The organism is Enterococcus sp. 7E2_DIV0204 (assembly GCF_002140855.1).
GTDB lineage: Bacteria > Bacillota > Bacilli > Lactobacillales > Enterococcaceae > Enterococcus_L > Enterococcus_L lemimoniae.
The window spans coordinates 2,827,352-2,842,971 of record NZ_NGKY01000001.1; the positions used below are offsets into that span (position 1 = coordinate 2,827,352).

16 protein-coding genes and 1 other RNA gene are annotated in these 15,620 nt (G+C 36.4%); 11 read left to right on the plus strand and 6 right to left on the minus strand.

Annotated elements, in window-relative coordinates; all coding sequences use genetic code 11:
* Positions 1–53: 53 nt before the first annotated feature.
* The gene (gene treP / locus A5819_RS13115; RefSeq protein WP_086279208.1) at positions 54–1,520 is read left to right on the plus strand and encodes a PTS system trehalose-specific EIIBC component; all 1,467 of its coding nucleotides are present in this window, start codon (positions 54–56) and stop codon (positions 1,518–1,520) included.
* Positions 1,521–1,872: 352 nt separating this feature from the next.
* Positions 1,873–2,877 carry a nucleoid-associated protein gene (locus A5819_RS13120; RefSeq protein WP_086279209.1) on the plus strand — a complete coding sequence of 335 codons (1,005 nt, stop codon included), beginning with the start codon at positions 1,873–1,875 and terminating at the stop codon, positions 2,875–2,877.
* 42 nt (positions 2,878–2,919) lie between these two features.
* On the opposite strand, the gene A5819_RS13125 is transcribed toward A5819_RS13120, so the two are convergent.
* Positions 2,920–3,276, minus strand: coding sequence for a YxeA family protein (locus A5819_RS13125; protein WP_086279210.1), 357 nt, complete (start codon positions 3,274–3,276; stop codon positions 2,920–2,922).
* Positions 3,277–3,455: 179 nt separating this feature from the next.
* On the opposite strand from A5819_RS13125, the gene A5819_RS13130 reads away from it, so the two are divergent.
* Both A5819_RS13130 and A5819_RS13135 read left to right on the plus strand, forming a co-directional pair.
* The gene (locus tag A5819_RS13130; RefSeq protein WP_086279211.1) at positions 3,456–4,160 is read left to right on the plus strand and encodes a zinc metallopeptidase; all 705 of its coding nucleotides are present in this window, start codon (positions 3,456–3,458) and stop codon (positions 4,158–4,160) included.
* A gap of 84 nt (positions 4,161–4,244) precedes the next feature.
* Entirely contained in the window at positions 4,245–4,580 is a 336-nt protein-coding gene (locus tag A5819_RS13135; RefSeq protein WP_086279212.1) for a hypothetical protein, read from the plus strand.
* Between the two features lie 223 nt (positions 4,581–4,803).
* Here the strand turns inward: A5819_RS13135 and A5819_RS13140 are convergent, their stop codons facing one another.
* Entirely contained in the window at positions 4,804–5,667 is an 864-nt protein-coding gene (locus A5819_RS13140; RefSeq protein WP_086279213.1) for a helix-turn-helix domain-containing protein, read from the minus strand.
* A 69-nt stretch (positions 5,668–5,736) separates the two neighbouring features.
* Between A5819_RS13140 and tadA the strand changes: the two genes are divergently transcribed.
* The 4 genes from tadA (at position 5,737) to A5819_RS13160 (ending at position 7,180) form a co-directional block, all read left to right on the plus strand.
* Entirely contained in the window at positions 5,737–6,249 is a 513-nt protein-coding gene (gene tadA, locus A5819_RS13145; RefSeq protein WP_086279214.1) for a tRNA adenosine(34) deaminase TadA, read from the plus strand.
* 40 nt (positions 6,250–6,289) lie between these two features.
* Positions 6,290–6,374: signal recognition particle sRNA small type (gene ffs / locus A5819_RS13150), an RNA gene on the plus strand.
* A gap of 153 nt (positions 6,375–6,527) precedes the next feature.
* Positions 6,528–6,812, plus strand: coding sequence for a hypothetical protein (locus A5819_RS13155; protein ID WP_254907274.1), 285 nt, complete (start codon positions 6,528–6,530; stop codon positions 6,810–6,812).
* Positions 6,813–6,883: 71 nt separating this feature from the next.
* The gene (locus A5819_RS13160; protein WP_086279215.1) at positions 6,884–7,180 is read left to right on the plus strand and encodes a putative quinol monooxygenase; all 297 of its coding nucleotides are present in this window, start codon (positions 6,884–6,886) and stop codon (positions 7,178–7,180) included.
* Positions 7,181–7,267: 87 nt separating this feature from the next.
* Here the strand turns inward: A5819_RS13160 and A5819_RS13165 are convergent, their stop codons facing one another.
* The 4 genes from A5819_RS13165 to A5819_RS13180 all read right to left on the minus strand — a co-directional run bounded on the left by A5819_RS13165 (position 7,268) and on the right by A5819_RS13180 (position 11,575).
* Positions 7,268–7,813 (minus strand): DUF5067 domain-containing protein, encoded by a 546-nt coding sequence (locus tag A5819_RS13165; RefSeq protein WP_086279216.1) that lies wholly within the window; start codon positions 7,811–7,813, stop codon positions 7,268–7,270.
* 451 nt (positions 7,814–8,264) lie between these two features.
* Positions 8,265–9,011: a TPM domain-containing protein gene (locus A5819_RS13170; RefSeq protein WP_254907314.1), complete on the minus strand. Its 747-nt coding sequence runs from the start codon at positions 9,009–9,011 to the stop codon at positions 8,265–8,267.
* A gap of 53 nt (positions 9,012–9,064) precedes the next feature.
* Positions 9,065–10,237: an ATP-binding protein gene (locus A5819_RS13175; protein WP_086279218.1), complete on the minus strand. Its 1,173-nt coding sequence runs from the start codon at positions 10,235–10,237 to the stop codon at positions 9,065–9,067.
* Between the two features lie 105 nt (positions 10,238–10,342).
* Positions 10,343–11,575, minus strand: coding sequence for an SPFH domain-containing protein (locus A5819_RS13180; RefSeq protein ID WP_086279219.1), 1,233 nt, complete (start codon positions 11,573–11,575; stop codon positions 10,343–10,345).
* A gap of 463 nt (positions 11,576–12,038) precedes the next feature.
* Here A5819_RS13180 and A5819_RS13185 point away from each other — a divergent pair, with 463 nt between their 5' ends.
* The 3 genes from A5819_RS13185 (at position 12,039) to rimI (ending at position 15,619) form a co-directional block, all read left to right on the plus strand.
* Entirely contained in the window at positions 12,039–14,090 is a 2,052-nt protein-coding gene (locus A5819_RS13185) for a penicillin-binding transpeptidase domain-containing protein (protein ID WP_176271425.1), read from the plus strand.
* A 277-nt stretch (positions 14,091–14,367) separates the two neighbouring features.
* A complete protein-coding gene (gene tsaB, locus A5819_RS13190) occupies positions 14,368–15,087 on the plus strand; it encodes a tRNA (adenosine(37)-N6)-threonylcarbamoyltransferase complex dimerization subunit type 1 TsaB (RefSeq protein WP_086279221.1) in 720 nt (239 codons plus the stop codon).
* On the plus strand, positions 15,071–15,619 hold the full coding sequence (rimI, locus tag A5819_RS13195; protein ID WP_086279222.1) for a ribosomal protein S18-alanine N-acetyltransferase: 549 nt from the start codon (positions 15,071–15,073) through the stop codon (positions 15,617–15,619). The genes tsaB and rimI overlap by 17 nt, the downstream gene beginning before the upstream one ends.
* Position 15,620 lies beyond the last annotated feature (1 nt).

Below are 15,620 nucleotides of genomic sequence, written 5' to 3' on the forward strand. Positions count from 1 at the left end.
TATACAAATACAGATTAATTGTATATACAAGTTACACGAGAGGAGCAAAGGAAATGGGTAAGTTTCAAGAAGATGCAAAAAAACTGTTAGAGGATGTAGGGGGCAAGGAAAATATTGCTGCGGTTTCACACTGTGCAACACGGATGCGTTTTGTGCTTAATGATCCTAGTAAAGCGGATACGACAGCGATCGAAAAAATTCCATCTGTAAAAGGTACGTTCACAAATGCTGGACAGTTTCAAGTTATTATTGGTAACGAAGTCCCTCAGTTTTATAATGAGTTTTCTGCTATTTCAGGACTTGAAGGCGTTTCCAAAGAGCAGGGGAAAGCGGCAGCCAAACAAAATCTTAATCCCGTCCAACGAGCGATTTCTGTTTTAGCTGAAATTTTTACACCGCTGATTCCGGCTTTGGTTATTGGTGGATTGATTCTTGGATTTAGAAATGTATTGGAAGGGATTCCATTTGGCTTTTTGGATGGTCAGAAGATTGTTGAAGTTTCACAATTTTGGAATGGAGTGAACTCATTTTTATGGTTGATTGGTGAAGCCATTTTCCAATTCTTGCCAGTGGGTATTACTTGGAGTATTACTAAAAAAATGGGAACCACTCAAATTCTGGGGATTGTTTTAGGGATTACGTTGGTATCACCGCAATTATTAAATGCTTATTCTGTAGCAAGTACAGCCGCCGCTGATATTCCATTTTGGGATTTTGGGTTTGCTCAAGTAAATATGATTGGGTATCAAGCACAAGTTATCCCAGCGATGTTAGCTGGATTTTTACTAGCCTATTTAGAAATATTTTTCAGAAAAGTTATTCCCCAAGCCGTTTCAATGATTTTTGTCCCACTCTTTGCCTTAGTTCCAACCGTCATTGCAGCACATGTGATTTTAGGCCCAATTGGTTGGACGATCGGCAGTTGGATTTCAGATATCGTTAATGCAGGTTTAACCTCTTCGCTTAATTGGTTGTTTGGTGCAGTCTTTGGTTTCATGTATGCGCCGTTGGTTATTACAGGGTTGCATCATATGACGAATGCAATCGATTTACAATTGATTGCTGATTTTCAATCAACAAATTTGTGGCCAATGATCGCATTATCGAATATTGCCCAAGGTTCTGCCGTATTGGCTGTTGTCTTTATGCATAGAGGGAATAAGGAAGAGGAACAAGTTTCGATTCCTGCAATGATTTCATGTTATTTAGGTGTTACTGAGCCCGCAATGTTCGGGATAAATTTGAAGTATATTTATCCATTTGTGGCTGGAATGATCGGATCTGCTTGCGCCGGGCTGTTTTCTACACTGTTTGATGTTAAAGCAATCAGCATCGGTGTTGGCGGCTTGCCGGGTATCTTATCGATTGTTCCACAATACTACGTGCCATTTTTAGGAGCCATGCTGATTGCTGTAGTTGTTCCATTCATTTTAACTTACATTTTTAGAACGAAAGGCATTTTCAACAAAATAGATCCTGTTGACGAAGCGACTGGGAAATTATTTGTTGAAGAAAACTAAATGAATAGTTTTAGATAAAATTGTTCTATGATTTGCTAAAGCAAGACAAGAAGTTGTTGTCTTGCTTTTTTTAAGATGAATCTTATTCGTGATAAAAAGAATCACAAAGAAGATTCCCTATTTTTCTGTCAGAGCTGAACAAGCTCATTCCGCTTTTCTTGATCCAGCTATACACATTAGATCCTTCAGAGATAACGAAAAAGAATTCACAAGGGAAAGCACCCTGTTAAAATTATTTCTCTTATATCACTCAGGATCTGAGCAAACGTGTTCCGCTTTTCTAATAAAAATAGTTGGCTTTTTTGGTTCTTTCGGGTAGACTAAATAGGGCTTAAGAAAAGGGAGAATGACTATGGATATTTATTTAAAAAGTGCTATTTTACACATTATTGATCGTGAAACGGGAACTCCGGTGTTTTCAGCAAAGGAATTAGATTTAACGACTGAATACATTCGGGTTTATTTAACAAGTAAAATAACAAAACTTTCAACGGCTCAAACAAAAACTGGGATCTTGGCAGAGAAGAGCGGGTTTGTTGATAAAATGCGAGGAATTCCAAATGACTTTGTTCAAAAAAGTCAGCAATTAGCTCAGCATTGGTATGATGTTTATTCTGGTAGTGAGGATGCACCAAGTGCGGATGTCCTGTTCATTTTATATGAGTTAGATACTGTGATGCACTTAGGAATGATCAAACTAAATTATAAAGAAAGCTACACTCATTATGTGGACTACGAAGATGAAGCGGTCTACAATAAATTAATTATCAATCGAGCGATTTTACCTTCAAAATCGCAAAAACCAGATGAGGGGATGACCGTTAATCTTGATACTTTAGCCTATGAGCTACTAGAGAAACGTTATGAATTTTCTGGTGAAAAAGTTTGGTACTTCTCGGAAAAAGTTATTGAATCGCAACCGGCACCTTCTATAGAAGAAAATATGAAGGAAATAAAAAAAGCAGTAAAACGAATCGGAAAAAAATTCAACGAGGATGAGTTTGAATTGATCGCTTCTGTAAAAGAAGCTGTTTATGAAAGTATTGAAGAAACAGGAACGATTGACAATGAGCAAGTAGCAGAGTTAGTTTTCAAAGAGAATATTTCTGCACGGATGGCGTATCAAGATGAAGTCAATGAATCAAAATTTGTCGACAAAACACCCCCTATTCGTGAAGCAAGAGAAATTTCAGAGAAAAAATTTGGTAAGCAAAAACTGAAAATGAGCAATGGGATCGAACTAATTGTTCCACTTGAAGTATATCGAAATGGGGATTTAATTGAATTTGTTAATAATCCAGATGGTACAGTATCGATTGTTTTGAAAAATATTGAAAAAATCAGTAACCAATTGTAATAAAAAAGCCTTTCATCAAAATCGATGAAGGGCTTTTTAAGTTTAGTTAGTCAGTTGTTTAAGGGCTTTTTCAGGTACGGTTGATTCAGATACTTCTTCCCAGCTGAGTACACCTTTTCTAGGATTGACTTTTAACTTTAAATACGCATTGATTCGTAATGGTTGATCTCTAATTTCTCTCATAGTTTGAACGCTTTTTTCACCTTTTTTATCAAATGCGGTTTGCGTATAATTATATTCTGTATATTTTTCACCAGTATCAAATTTCCCTGATTTTATTTCTGTTGGTGTACCAACACGAGTATAGTAATCTTTTCCACCAAAATAATAATTATAACCAAACCAGACACCAGCAGTTAAAACAATGAATGGTAGGATAAATAATAGTAATTTTTTCATTATAGTCACCTCTTCCCTAGTATGCCCTTTTTTAGAGGAGGATGCCATTGAATTGTCTTAAATTAATGTGACAGTTTTGTTAGAGATTGAATCTTAGAGTTCATAATTTCGTCAAGTTATAGTTACACTTTTTTTAGAATCTCATGATACAATATAGAAAAGAATAAGGGGGAATAAAAATGATGCCTTTTTACGCAATATTTGATCCAACATATATTTTGGTGATTGTGGGATTGTTAATTTCAATGGCTGCATCAGCTTACGTAAATAGTACGTTTAAAAAATATGATAAAGTTCAAAGTAGAAATAATATAACCGGAACTAAAGCAGCACAATTTATTTTAGAAAAGGAACAAATCAACAATGTTGGGGTTCAACAAATAGCTGGAGACTTAACCGATAATTATAATTCCAACACTAAACTGTTAAGTTTATCTGAAGCAACGGCACAATCAACATCTGTTGCAGCGATTGGGGTTGCCGCTCATGAATGTGGGCATGCGGTGCAGGATCATACAGGCTATAGTCCGTTAAAAATTCGTGCAGCAATCGTACCTGTCGCGAACTTTGGTTCTGCTTTGTCATTTCCAATTATCTTAGTTGGTGTGTTGTTTAGCTGGAATCAAACATTGATCAATATCGGAATACTGGCTTTTTCATTGGCTTTGCTTTTCCAGTTGGTTACACTACCAGTAGAATTCAATGCCTCACGTAGGGCCTTAAAAATTCTATCAGATGGAAATATTTTGACAGAAGAAGAAGTACCGATGGCTAGAAAAGTATTATTTGCTGCTGCCTTGACTTATGTCGCTGCAGCACTAGCAACATTTTTACAATTACTTCGTTTGATTATTTTATTTGGCGGAAATAATCGCCGCGATTAAAAAACAATTAGTATTTTGTTTTATTACCTCAATTTTTAAGAGTGTGTTATCATAAGAATAGATAGTAAGAAGGAGCTGAAAAGCATGAAAACATCAACAAAAATAAGTATTGGTTTAAGTATTGCTGCAGTAGCAAGCGTATCAGTAGCAGTGATTGCTTCTGAGAAAATCGTCAAAAAAGTATATCATGTAACAAATCGTTGTAAAGCGAAAAAATTTGTGAATGATAAATTTGGCGGCAATGAAAAATTGCTAGGGATTGTAGATGATTTATCTGATGATGAGCTTGATTCTATGATGAATGTTTTAGGTAAAGTCAAAGACGGCAGAAAAAAAATCTCTTCTTACGGAGAATCTCTTAAAGACAATACAGAGAATTTAAAGGATCGTTTAGTTAGTTTCGTTGAAGAAATGATATAAAAGAAAAACGTGATTTAGGTATGATGACATTAAAAAAGAGGCTGGGACAGAAGTGTTTAATCCCGAGAAATAAGAAGTAATTCATGAAAATTGCTCTCCAAATTTTTGTGAATTTCGGCTTATTTCCGAAGGGATTGCTTCTGCTCCCGCCGTTTATCCGTATTTAGGGTGTGAAACAAAAGTGTTTTTTGCTTTTGTCCCACACCCTTTTGGTTTAACTAGCTTATTTTTCTTGTTTTGTAATTAATAAATAACAGAACACAAGATCGTCCATTTTCTTTAAAGAGAGACCTGTTTGCTCATAAAACTTTTCTAAACGATAATGAAGTGTATTGCGATGCATATATAGATCTTTGGCAGTAGAGCTGATATTTCCTTGATTGCGCCAAAGTGAAAGGATAAGCTGTTGAATCTCATTGGTCAAAACCAACTGCTTGTTAAATGTTTGGATAATGTTACTTTGTTTCATTGCTTCTTGGGTAAAATAATGTAAAGCCACATCTGGTAAAGCAAAAGTCGTTTTTCCACGAAGATATTCTGTTTCTTTTTTAAAGATCTGTTGCTCTTCTTCAAATAATGTAGGGAATGGTTCATGAGCCGAGAAAAAATTTCCTATAAAGGCGGTCGTCGAAGAATCAAAATCAGCATCTAAGGTTAAAAAGATACTTTGGAGTTCTTCTAAAGTATAATGATTTTTAGCATATTTCTCAATTAAAGCGCCATCATTCTCGCTAGTAAAAAAGAAGTCTACAAGATTAGGAAAGATTTCGGTAATACTATTTTCCCATTCTGCTTGTAAGAAAGCTTTGGGCTTTTTGAGCTGTATGTGGATCACTCGGAAATTCCCTACAAGGTTAAGAGAGCCTTGATTAAAAAGATAGTCATACCAAGGATGTTTTTTTGGATCCACAAAGGAATCTTTTACTGGGAAAAGCTTTTTTAATAGGCGAATTTCTGTTTCTTGTAATGAATCTTTAGGGAGTACAAAATATTTTCCATCTACAGGAAATGAAATGTTTTCGTTGGTTGCTTTTGTTTCTTGGATTTTTCCGAAAGGATATAGTTCAATTAATTCTTTAATAGTCATAGACACACCTCACTAGTTTATTGTACCATGAATAAGATAAAAGTATAAAGGATGAAAGGTGGAAATTGCTTGAATGAAAAAACGACCACTTTGACGATAGAAGAAAAAGAAATATTTATGTTAGAAGCAATCAAAGAAGCGAAGAAAGCGGAAGCAATCAAAGAAGTTCCTATTGGGGCGATCGTTGTTTTAGATGGACAAATCATCGGTCGGGGGCATAATCTTAGGGAAGAAAGCCAAGATGCTACTGCTCATGCTGAAATGTATGCTATCAAGCAAGCTTGCGCCGCAATTAAAAACTGGCGCTTAGAAAGAGCTCAATTATTTGTTACGCTAGAACCTTGTCCAATGTGCAGTGGTGCTATGATTCTTTCTAGAGTGGCTGAAGTTTACTATGGGGCTAACGATCCCAAAGGTGGGACTGCTGGAACCTTAATGAATTTATTATCCGATGAGCGATTCAATCATGTTGCTTATGTAGAATCTGGGATTTTAGAGCAAGAATGTGGAGACTTACTCTCAAGTTTTTTTAGAAAATTGCGGGAACAAAAGAAACTTTTAAAAAATCAAAAGAAAGACTAGCCAAGAATCAAAAAATACGGTATACTAAATCTTGCCGAAAGGCTAGGACAATGGTGGGCTTACGAAGCGTGTCAGATCCGGAAGGAAGCAGCACTAAGTAGGTGCCGCCATGTGTCTGATTGAAATAGTTTTAACCAATCAAGGCTGCTAGGCCTTTTTTATTTTGCTTAAAATAGTAAACGCCAGTATTGAAAAAAACTTTAAATCAAGTATAACAAACCAGAAAAAACGTGCTATTTCAATTTCATAAACAAGAGACTGGACATTGAAAATATTTCGTGTATCATAAAGCTATGGATACTCACATAGGATTACTAACCCATATCAAGGTGTTTAAAGAAAAGCCATATGCTATTACGGGAATGCTAATTTGGGAAAATGATGTTTGTATTAATTGTGTAATCAGAAACAAACCATTTGCCAAGTATGTGCTGTCGTTACCGATGCACCAATATGAAATCGAGGTAAAAGGAAACTATAATAGTAGAGGGCAATTTGATGTAAAACATATGCGCATCGTTAACATAGATAGCTATATTGCTTTGATAGGAACACCCGAATAAAAGATCACTAGCTTATAGTGATCTTTTATTTTATCTAAAAATCATTATTCAATAAGTAGGTGGGAAAGCGAATGTTAAAATTAATTACGGAAGATTATATCAAAGTAGAGTATATTTCAAAAGTGACACCGTTATACCAAGAATTAGTAGAGAAAACGAAACAAGAACCTCAATGTATTGCTTATGATTTATTCATTGATCAAACTGATCCCGGTCATTTTATTTTCATTGAAGAATGGCCGGATGAAGCTGCTTTAAACACTCATATTGAATCTGAGCATTTCAAAAGATTAGTACCACAAATCAATCAATTCATTCGAGAAGTAAATACATTTTTGCGCATGAAACCATTTTTGAGTGATAGTTGAGTTTTGTTTTTTGGACATGAAAAGGGTGTAGGACAAAAGTAAAGAACACTTTTATCCTACACCCTAAATTTGAGTAAACGGCGAAGTCTATTTTAAGTTGATTGTTTTTTCGCCAAGTTCTTTTCCAGCCATTCCTTGATTTGCTTTCAAAATAACAGGAGTTTCTGTGTCATCTAAATCATATGAGATAATGGCTTTAGCTGTACCGCCAGGTTTGATATCGTCTAATTGATGTTCCGTATACTCCGCAAATTTTTCATCTTGAGGTGTCATGCCGACATTCAATTTATTGATGGTGTCTGATCCTTCTTGCGTCAAGCCCATACAAGCAATCCAAACGGTGGAGGCTGAAATTGGCTCCTTACTATCATTGGTTACTTCATAGGTAATGGCTAATTGTGGTTTTTCTCTAAATAAGCTTTCGTCTGCAGGCAACACTTCCGTAGAAAGAATTTTTAATGTAGCCATTTCGATTTTTAACGTATCATCTTTAAAATAAACATCTTCAGCTTTTGTTTGAGAAGCTGAGGTGCTTTCATTTTTTTTGTTATCCGCAGAATCATTAGCTCCATTACAAGCAGCTAATGTTAATCCGCATACCGTTAAAACGCCTAAACTTAGTATTTTTTTCATTTATTATTTCCTCGCTTTATAAAATAATCGTTATCGAAGACCCAATCTCAATGGAAGTTAACTTATTTTGTTCGGGTTACTTGTCTATATACTACCTTGTATCTTGCTAAATAACAAGATGCCATTTGGGGTTTCGCCTTATTTAGTATAAGAAAAGGGTTCGTTTGTTTCTGGGGATTCTATACGTTTGTTTTATGGTTTACGATGTTTAGAGGAGGCAGGGGAGTGAATGAACGATTTAAATACGTGGTATTTTGCTACATTCACCAGAGAATAATCTTATTTTTAATCGAAATGGATAGGGAACAGGCACCTTTATTACTGTAGGATTTAATCCACAGGCAAAAGAAGATAATAGTATGATTGAGTTTACCAAATAGTTATTAGATATTCTGAGTTGAAAAAAATCCCTTGTCAAAGAGTGTATTAAAGCACTTTAACAAGGGATTTTTTAAAAACTACGACCGCCGCCGCCAAATGTTCCACCGCCAGTTGAATGAGTGCTGCTTCCACCGCCGCCAGAGCCGCCATTAGAATTATTTCTAGGAATCCGCCGAGTCGTAACGAAAGAATTGATCAACGTATCATTTCTGCGAGTCAGATCAAGACTGGATTTCTCTCTGAAAGGGTATTTATAGGTACCAAATTTTAATTGATATTTTGAAATACTGACAGCAAAGAAAATACCACTTAAAACAATCGCTGCAACGAAGGAAATGATCATTTCAGTTGTAGTCAAGGCTTTATAACGAGTAATTTTCCCGGTTTCAGTATCCACTCGATAATGTCCTCCTGGAACCCCTTGATCAAAATAATCACTTGTATTTTCTAGAAAGCTTTGAGCTGCTTGAAAATAATTTCCGTTTTTCATGCTTGGTTCTATATCATCCAGTGTATTCTCGATCCTTTTGTCATCCAAGTAATCGATCATATTTCCTGATGTAGAAATAATGAACTTTCGTTGGTTCATATCAATGTAAAAAGTGACCCCGTTTTGATTTTTACCAATTCGATCGAGCATGTAATAATCCGCAAATCTCGTTGAGTCAAGATCATTGTCAGTATTTGTCACAATAAAGATACGTGCTTTTGTCTTGGCCTCGATTGGTCTAATTGCTTCTTTCAATTGTAAGACTTCTTCAGATGTTAAAAGTGAAGCCTGATCGTCAATTGAGTCATCTGCTGCTTGAGCCTTCATAGTAAAGCTGAATAATAGAAAAATAGCGGCAAGCAGACTAAAACAATATTTCCTCATATAAACCAACCTCCAATTAGAAAAAGAGCTAAGATTGAAGCGAAAACACCAAAAGTAAAGAGTCCCAACCGTCTATAGCTAACAGGTAAAATGCCACTGACTTTACCAGTTTGACCATTCATAGCATAATAATAGACTTTTTTTGACTGTTCATTACTGCGATAAGTTACTACCCAAATCGGCAATAGCATATAGTGATTTTCTTCGTTTTCTAATGAAATGTCTGTCCGTAATTTTGTTAAAGTGGTATAGCCGGAAGCTGTATCCCTTAGTAGGGATTCAGAGTAATCTTTTAATTCACTTTGGATTGCGTTTTGAATCGCATCGTATTCAATATCTCGTTTCTCCACCTGAAATCCAGCTAAATATTGACTTTTAAACGCGACTGCTTTATCTAATAAAAAAGGTTGGACGGCTTCGACCATTTTTTGTTGGACATTTTTAGAGAGAGCATTTTTGATCAATTCTTTAAACGAAAGCTTTCCCTGACGTTCAACATCGAATTGCTGGGTTTCCGTGTATTCAATGTCTCCAACACGCCAAATGCGAATCGTTGTCCCCATACCATTTAATTGACCATTGACCTTGGCATCGACAACCCAATAGGGGAAATAAACACCAGTCATTTTATCGATTTGTTCTTTATTGAAAAAGTCTTTTGGGATAAACCATTTCTTCTTTGTCCAAGCTAAAAATTTTTCTACGGCTTCCTCTTTTTCAATTGAGAAAGGCAGGACTTTTTCAGGTAGAAATTTGCCGCTTAATCGTCCTGACAAGACAACTGGGTTGTGACAATAGTAACAATAAGTAGCAGCAGTTGTTGCTTCTGTAACAATCTGAGCACCGCAACTGGGACAATCAAATAATTCCATTGCACCTTCTAGCGTATCTTCATTCATATCTTGGGTCCCAGTTGCTTCTTTGAATGCTGCTTTTTCTTCAGGTGTCATGCCTTCTGCTTGAGATTCTGACGAAAATGTTAGTTCTGGTTCAGGCACTTGAGCAGTATCGGCTTCTAAATGGGCATCTCGCTGTGCAGTTTCATAGGCAGTGACTTCATCTTCTGTATAGACACTTAAACAGTATTCACAGTGGAATTTTTGATCTTTTGGGTTAAATAGCAGTGGTCCACCACAGTTTGGGCATTTGTGTGTAAATGTATCCGTCATGACTAATCCTTTCTTTGACGTGTTGAAATAACAGAATTGCTTACTAATACGCCAGATATAGATAGAAAAAGGGCAGGTTACAGTCGCCTAGCCCTAAACTTTTTCTTATAGCGGAATTCCTTGGAATGGTTTGCCACAGTGTGGGCAGAATTTTGGAATACCATTTGATAAATCAACGATTTCACTACATTCGCTGCATTTCATTTCTAATTTTGGTTTTTCATTAGTTGGTTTTGGTGTACCACAGTTAGAACAGAATTTCCCATTGTTTTCAGTTCCACATTGCGGACAAGTCCAAGTATCTTCAGAGCCTTGGGCATTTTGTTGATTTTGTTTTTCTTGCATCTGTTGCTGATTGGTTTGAGACGCTTGGGCAAAATAATTGCCACTTGTATTCATGCCCATGCCTACACCCATAAAGCCATTCATAGCACCGCCTTCATTACTACCAGCAGCTTCCATCCCGCGAGCCATAGCGCCTTGTACATAACCTTCACGAACTTCAGCATCACTAAGCATAGCACCTTGGTTACGCATATTGATCAGTTTTGTAGAATCATCTGTATAAGAAATACTGGCAACCGCAACAGAAACGATTTCCATTCCGCGTAGTTCACGCCATTCATCATCTAGCACTTGCCCCATATACTTACTTAGCTCTAAACTTTTAGAAGGTACATAAGAAATACGTTCACCATCTGCTGACATTTTATTGATTGCTGATTGTAAGGCAGTCAAAAATTCTGCTAGATATTGTTCATTGATGTCATTGATATCAACTTGACTCTTGTTTCTAGGAATCGCGTTTGAAAAGAATAATAAAGGATCCGTGATCTTGATTGAGTAATTACCGTGTGCACGTAAAAATAGTTCTGCATTGTAAAAGTTATCAAAGTAATTGATCGGTGAAGAAGTTCCAAACTTGATTCCTTTGATTTCTTGCAAGTTAATATAAAAAACTTGTTGTTTTTGCGGTGTAACGCCACCAAATTTAAAACGATCAAATGTTTCTGAAATTGCTTCTTTTAAAGAACCATTGAATGCTGATGGGGCTGAATCATTTTTAACTGTGTAATAGCCTTCTTCAGCAGTATAATCAATGATTTTGCCGCCATCGACTAAGATCATCATCATATTCGGGTAAACATGAATCACAGAACCATCAGTTAATACATCCTCAGTTCCTTTGCGATTTGCGCCACGTTTATCATTCTTACGGACAAAAACACCTTTTGTCATAACGGTCGTGTCACTCATATTATCAGGCTCGATAACTTCAATCCATTGATCAGCTAAGCCGCCGCCAATCGTACTTGTTGCCGCTTTAAAAATTCCCATCAGAAATTCCTCCTTATTTTAAAAGCTGAATGGGCTCGCTCAGCTTTGACAGAAAAATAGGAAATGATGACTGAGGCGTTTTTTTGCCTCATTCATTATTTATCTTTTTTCCGAAAAGCTAGCTCATGAAGCTAGATAATACTAAAAGCTGAATGGGCTCACCCAGCTTTGACAGAAAAATAGGAAATGATGACTGAGGTGTTCTTTGCCTCATTCAAAATTTATCTTTTTTCCAATACCCTAAAGCCAAGCCCACGTAGCTAGCTAAAAAAATATTTAATAAAAATAGTATACCATAAGTATCCATAAGATAAATACCACTAAGGACTGACTTCAAACTGCAAATAGTAGTTAGAAATACAGTGAAATGAATTGATAATTTAAATTTTGACAAAAGCTTCATTTTTCTATCCTAGATTTTGCCAGATAAGGTATAATAGGTACAAAGAACCGAATCAAGAACATGGGGGATTGGGAAGTGGAAAGAAGAAATCAGAAAAAGTCAAACAAACCAGTACTATTAGCAATTGGTGGTATTGTAGCGGTAGGTGTTTTAGCAGGGGGCTATTTTGCCTATAGCACTTGGCAGAAAACACAAGAACTAAACAACGCAGAAAAATCTGCTAAGACATTTTTAAGTTATTTTTCGAAGCAAGAATTTGACAAGTTTCCAGAACTCTTAAATGAGGGATCAGTCAAGGAAAGTGGCTATGATAATGCCAAATTAGTAGAAAAATACCAAACAATTTTTTCTGGGATTCAAGCAGAAGGAATTAAAAGTAAAGAGGTCAAAGTAACGAAAGATAAAAAGGACCAATTTACATTTACTTATAAATTAGATATGACGACACCTTTAGGTAATTTGAAGGATCTAACTTATAAAACAACGATTAAAAAAACAAGTGATCGTTATGAAATAGACTGGGCTCCTAATTTGATTTTCCCCGAAATGACTGAACAAGATAAAGTGACGATGGGGATTGATCCGGCGAACAGAGGGGAAATCGTTGATCGAAACGGTGAAGGGCTGGCGGTCAATCAAGTGTTTGATCAAGTGGGGATTGTTCCAGGTAAACTTGGAGAAGGTCAAGAGAAAACCAATAATATCAAAGCCTTTAGTGAGCAATTTAAAGTATCGATAGAGGACATCGAGCAAAAGCTTAAACAAGAATGGGTCAAACCAGATTCTTTCGTTCCTTTGGCGATCTCATTTGATCCGGTAACTACTTTACCCCAAGGCGCGGCGTCTCAAGATGCAATGGTTCGTTACTATCCGCTAAAAGAAGCAGCAGCGCAATTAGTCGGTTATGTCGGTACAATCACGGCAGAAGATATTGAAAAAGACCCGTCATTGAGCAGTACCGGTGTCATTGGGAAAGTCGGATTGGAACAAGCATATGACAAACAATTACGAGGACAAGACGGCGGTAATATCACGATTATTGATGACAAAGGTGAATTCAGAAGCGTCCTGCAAAAAGTAGCTAAAAAAGATGGAGATAAAATCCAGATAGCGATTGATAAAAATGTTCAGTCGCAAGCCTACACTATTTTTAACAATCGTCCTGGTAGTGCTGTGGTCATGGATCCACAACAAGGTGATCTATTAGCTGCGGCCAGTTCACCATCGTTCGATCCAAATAAAATGGCAAATGGCATTTCTCAAGTTGATTATGATGCCTATGCGAATAATGAAAACTTACCATTTACGGCTCGTTTTGCAACAGGTTATGCACCAGGATCAACATTTAAAACAATTACTGGTGGGATTGGTCTAGATGCGGGTACCTTGAAACCAGATGAAGAAATTGAAATCAATGGGTTGAAATGGCAAAAAGATGCTTCATGGGGGGATTATTTTGTTACCCGAGTTAAAGAAGCAAGCCCTGTAAACTTGCGAACAGCATTAGTCAATTCTGATAATATTTATTTTGCGCAACAAACGTTACGGATGGGCGAAGAGACGTTTAGAAAAGGACTCGATAAATTTATTTTCGGAGAAAAATTAGATTTGGCCATCCCAATGAACCCAGCACAAATCTCAAATGAAGATAAATTCAATTCGGAGATTCTACTAGCAGATACAGGATATGGGCAAGGTCAGCTATTGGTGACCCCGATTCAACAAGCGGCTATGTATACTGTTTTCCAAAATGAAGGCAAACTCGTATATCCGAAAATCGAATTAAGTAAAGAAACCAAGACGAAAGAAAATGCCATCAGTTCAAATGCTGCAAATACGATTGTGACGGATTTGCTTGGTAGTGTAGAAGATGAAACAGGTTACGTCCACAATATGTACAATCCTGACTTTTCTCTAGCAGCTAAAACGGGAACAGCTGAAATCAAAGACAAGCAAGATACGGTTGGGAAAGAAAATAGTTTCCTATTGGCAATGGATCGAAGTCATAATAAATTTTCCGCAATGATCATGGTGGAAGATTCTAGAAAAAATGATACAGCAACAAACATTAGTAAAACCTTGATCGATTATTTAGAAGCAAATATCAAGTGATGAAAATTATGGAGATCGGAACAAAGTATAGTAGACATTGCGTTTTATAGCAATAAGAAGGAGTTGCTTGTGCCTTTACGGTTCTCGTTTCACTCCGATCCTCGAAGCATAGAGGACCGTTTACTCCCACCGTTTATTCGTATGTAGGGTGTGAAACAAAAGTGAACGTTACTTTTGTCGCATACCCTAATTTATTGTTGTGGCGACTGCTTTTTTTACGAAGGAATGAAAATATGCTACAATAAACCAACTACATGATGAAAGAAAGGGATTTTTTGTGCGAATTTTAGCAATTGATACCTCGAATCAGACATTGACAGTTGCTGTTTGTGAAGAGAAGAAAATAATAGGACAATATACAATCACAGTGAAAAGAAACCATAGTTTAACGTTAATGCCTGCAATCACAAGACTGATGGAAGATGTTGGCTTAAAACCGAGTGCTATTGACCGTATTGTGGTAGCCCAAGGTCCAGGTTCTTATACGGGTTTAAGAATCGGCGTGACAACGGCAAAGACGTTAGCATATACGTTAAAAAAAGAGCTAGTCGGAATATCAAGTTTGAAAGCTTTGGCAGCCAATTGTGTCCAAAGTAAAGGACTGATTATCCCGGTTTTTGATGCTCGTAGAAACAATGTTTACACTGGTGCATATCAATTTATTGATGGCGTCTTGACGACGATTATTGCAGATCAGCATATTGGAATGGATATGTGGTTGGATCGATTAAAAGAATTTGATCATGTTTACTTTGTTGGAGAAGATGCCGAAAACTTTCGGATACAAATTGAATCTGTTTTACCAGAAGCTGAAATTTGTACTATTTCGCAATGGCAAGTCCCTAATGCGGCTGCCCTTGCTGAACTTGGTAGATTAGCAGAACCAGAAAAAGATATTCATCACTTTTTACCTAATTATTTAAAAAGAGTGGAAGCAGAGGAAAATTGGTTAAAAGAACATACAGCAGAGGTAGAAAATTATGTTGAAAAAATTTAATCTATTTCATAGCCTTTTAGGCATCTTTTTTAAAAATCGTCCCTATGACGAAAGAACTGTAGAAATTTCAAATGAATCATATTCTGTGCGGGCAATCGTCCTTGATGATATCAAAGATTTGCTTTCAATTGAACGAGAAGTGTATGCTGGTGAGCTGCCTTGGACTAAAACAGCTTTTTTGATGGAACTTCAAGCAGCTGAACCTCATTTATATTTACTCATTCAAAAAGACGAAAAAACGATTGGATTTGTTGGTTGCCGTATTTTTGACAAAGTTGCGCATATTACAAACGTAGCAGTTTTAACTCAAAATCAAGGAAAAGGAATTGGTAGTTTCTTGATTAGAGAAGTTATTCAGTTTGCAAGGGCCAATAATTGTGAGACGATTTCTTTAGAAGTTAGAATCAGTAATAAAAATGCCCAACGAGTTTATCGCCAACTTGGCTTTGCTTCAAGTACGATTAAACCAGCTTATTACACTGAAAATAAAGAAGATGCATTGGAAATGATCTTGCATTTAAAAGAAGTGTAAA

Excerpts from the sequence above, each read along its gene's own strand:
- A5819_RS13140 (WP_086279213.1), bottom strand. The coding sequence starts at position 5,667 with ATGACTATTAAAGAATTAATTGAACTATATCCTTTCGGAAAAATCCAA.
- A5819_RS13175 (WP_086279218.1), bottom strand. The coding sequence starts at position 10,237 with ATGACGGATACATTTACACACAAATGCCCAAACTGTGGTGGACCACTG.
- A5819_RS13170 (WP_254907314.1), bottom strand. The coding sequence starts at position 9,011 with ATGAAGGCTCAAGCAGCAGATGACTCAATTGACGATCAGGCTTCACTT.
- rimI (WP_086279222.1), top strand. The coding sequence starts at position 15,071 with ATGTTGAAAAAATTTAATCTATTTCATAGCCTTTTAGGCATCTTTTTT.
- A5819_RS13135 (WP_086279212.1), top strand. The coding sequence starts at position 4,245 with ATGAAAACATCAACAAAAATAAGTATTGGTTTAAGTATTGCTGCAGTA.
- A5819_RS13165 (WP_086279216.1), bottom strand. The coding sequence starts at position 7,813 with ATGAAAAAAATACTAAGTTTAGGCGTTTTAACGGTATGCGGATTAACA.
- A5819_RS13185 (WP_176271425.1), top strand. The coding sequence starts at position 12,039 with ATGGGGGATTGGGAAGTGGAAAGAAGAAATCAGAAAAAGTCAAACAAA.
- A5819_RS13160 (WP_086279215.1), top strand. The coding sequence starts at position 6,884 with ATGTTAAAATTAATTACGGAAGATTATATCAAAGTAGAGTATATTTCA.
- treP (WP_086279208.1), top strand. The coding sequence starts at position 54 with ATGGGTAAGTTTCAAGAAGATGCAAAAAAACTGTTAGAGGATGTAGGG.
- A5819_RS13180 (WP_086279219.1), bottom strand. The coding sequence starts at position 11,575 with ATGGGAATTTTTAAAGCGGCAACAAGTACGATTGGCGGCGGCTTAGCT.
- A5819_RS13130 (WP_086279211.1), top strand. The coding sequence starts at position 3,456 with ATGATGCCTTTTTACGCAATATTTGATCCAACATATATTTTGGTGATT.
- A5819_RS13120 (WP_086279209.1), top strand. The coding sequence starts at position 1,873 with ATGGATATTTATTTAAAAAGTGCTATTTTACACATTATTGATCGTGAA.
- A5819_RS13125 (WP_086279210.1), bottom strand. The coding sequence starts at position 3,276 with ATGAAAAAATTACTATTATTTATCCTACCATTCATTGTTTTAACTGCT.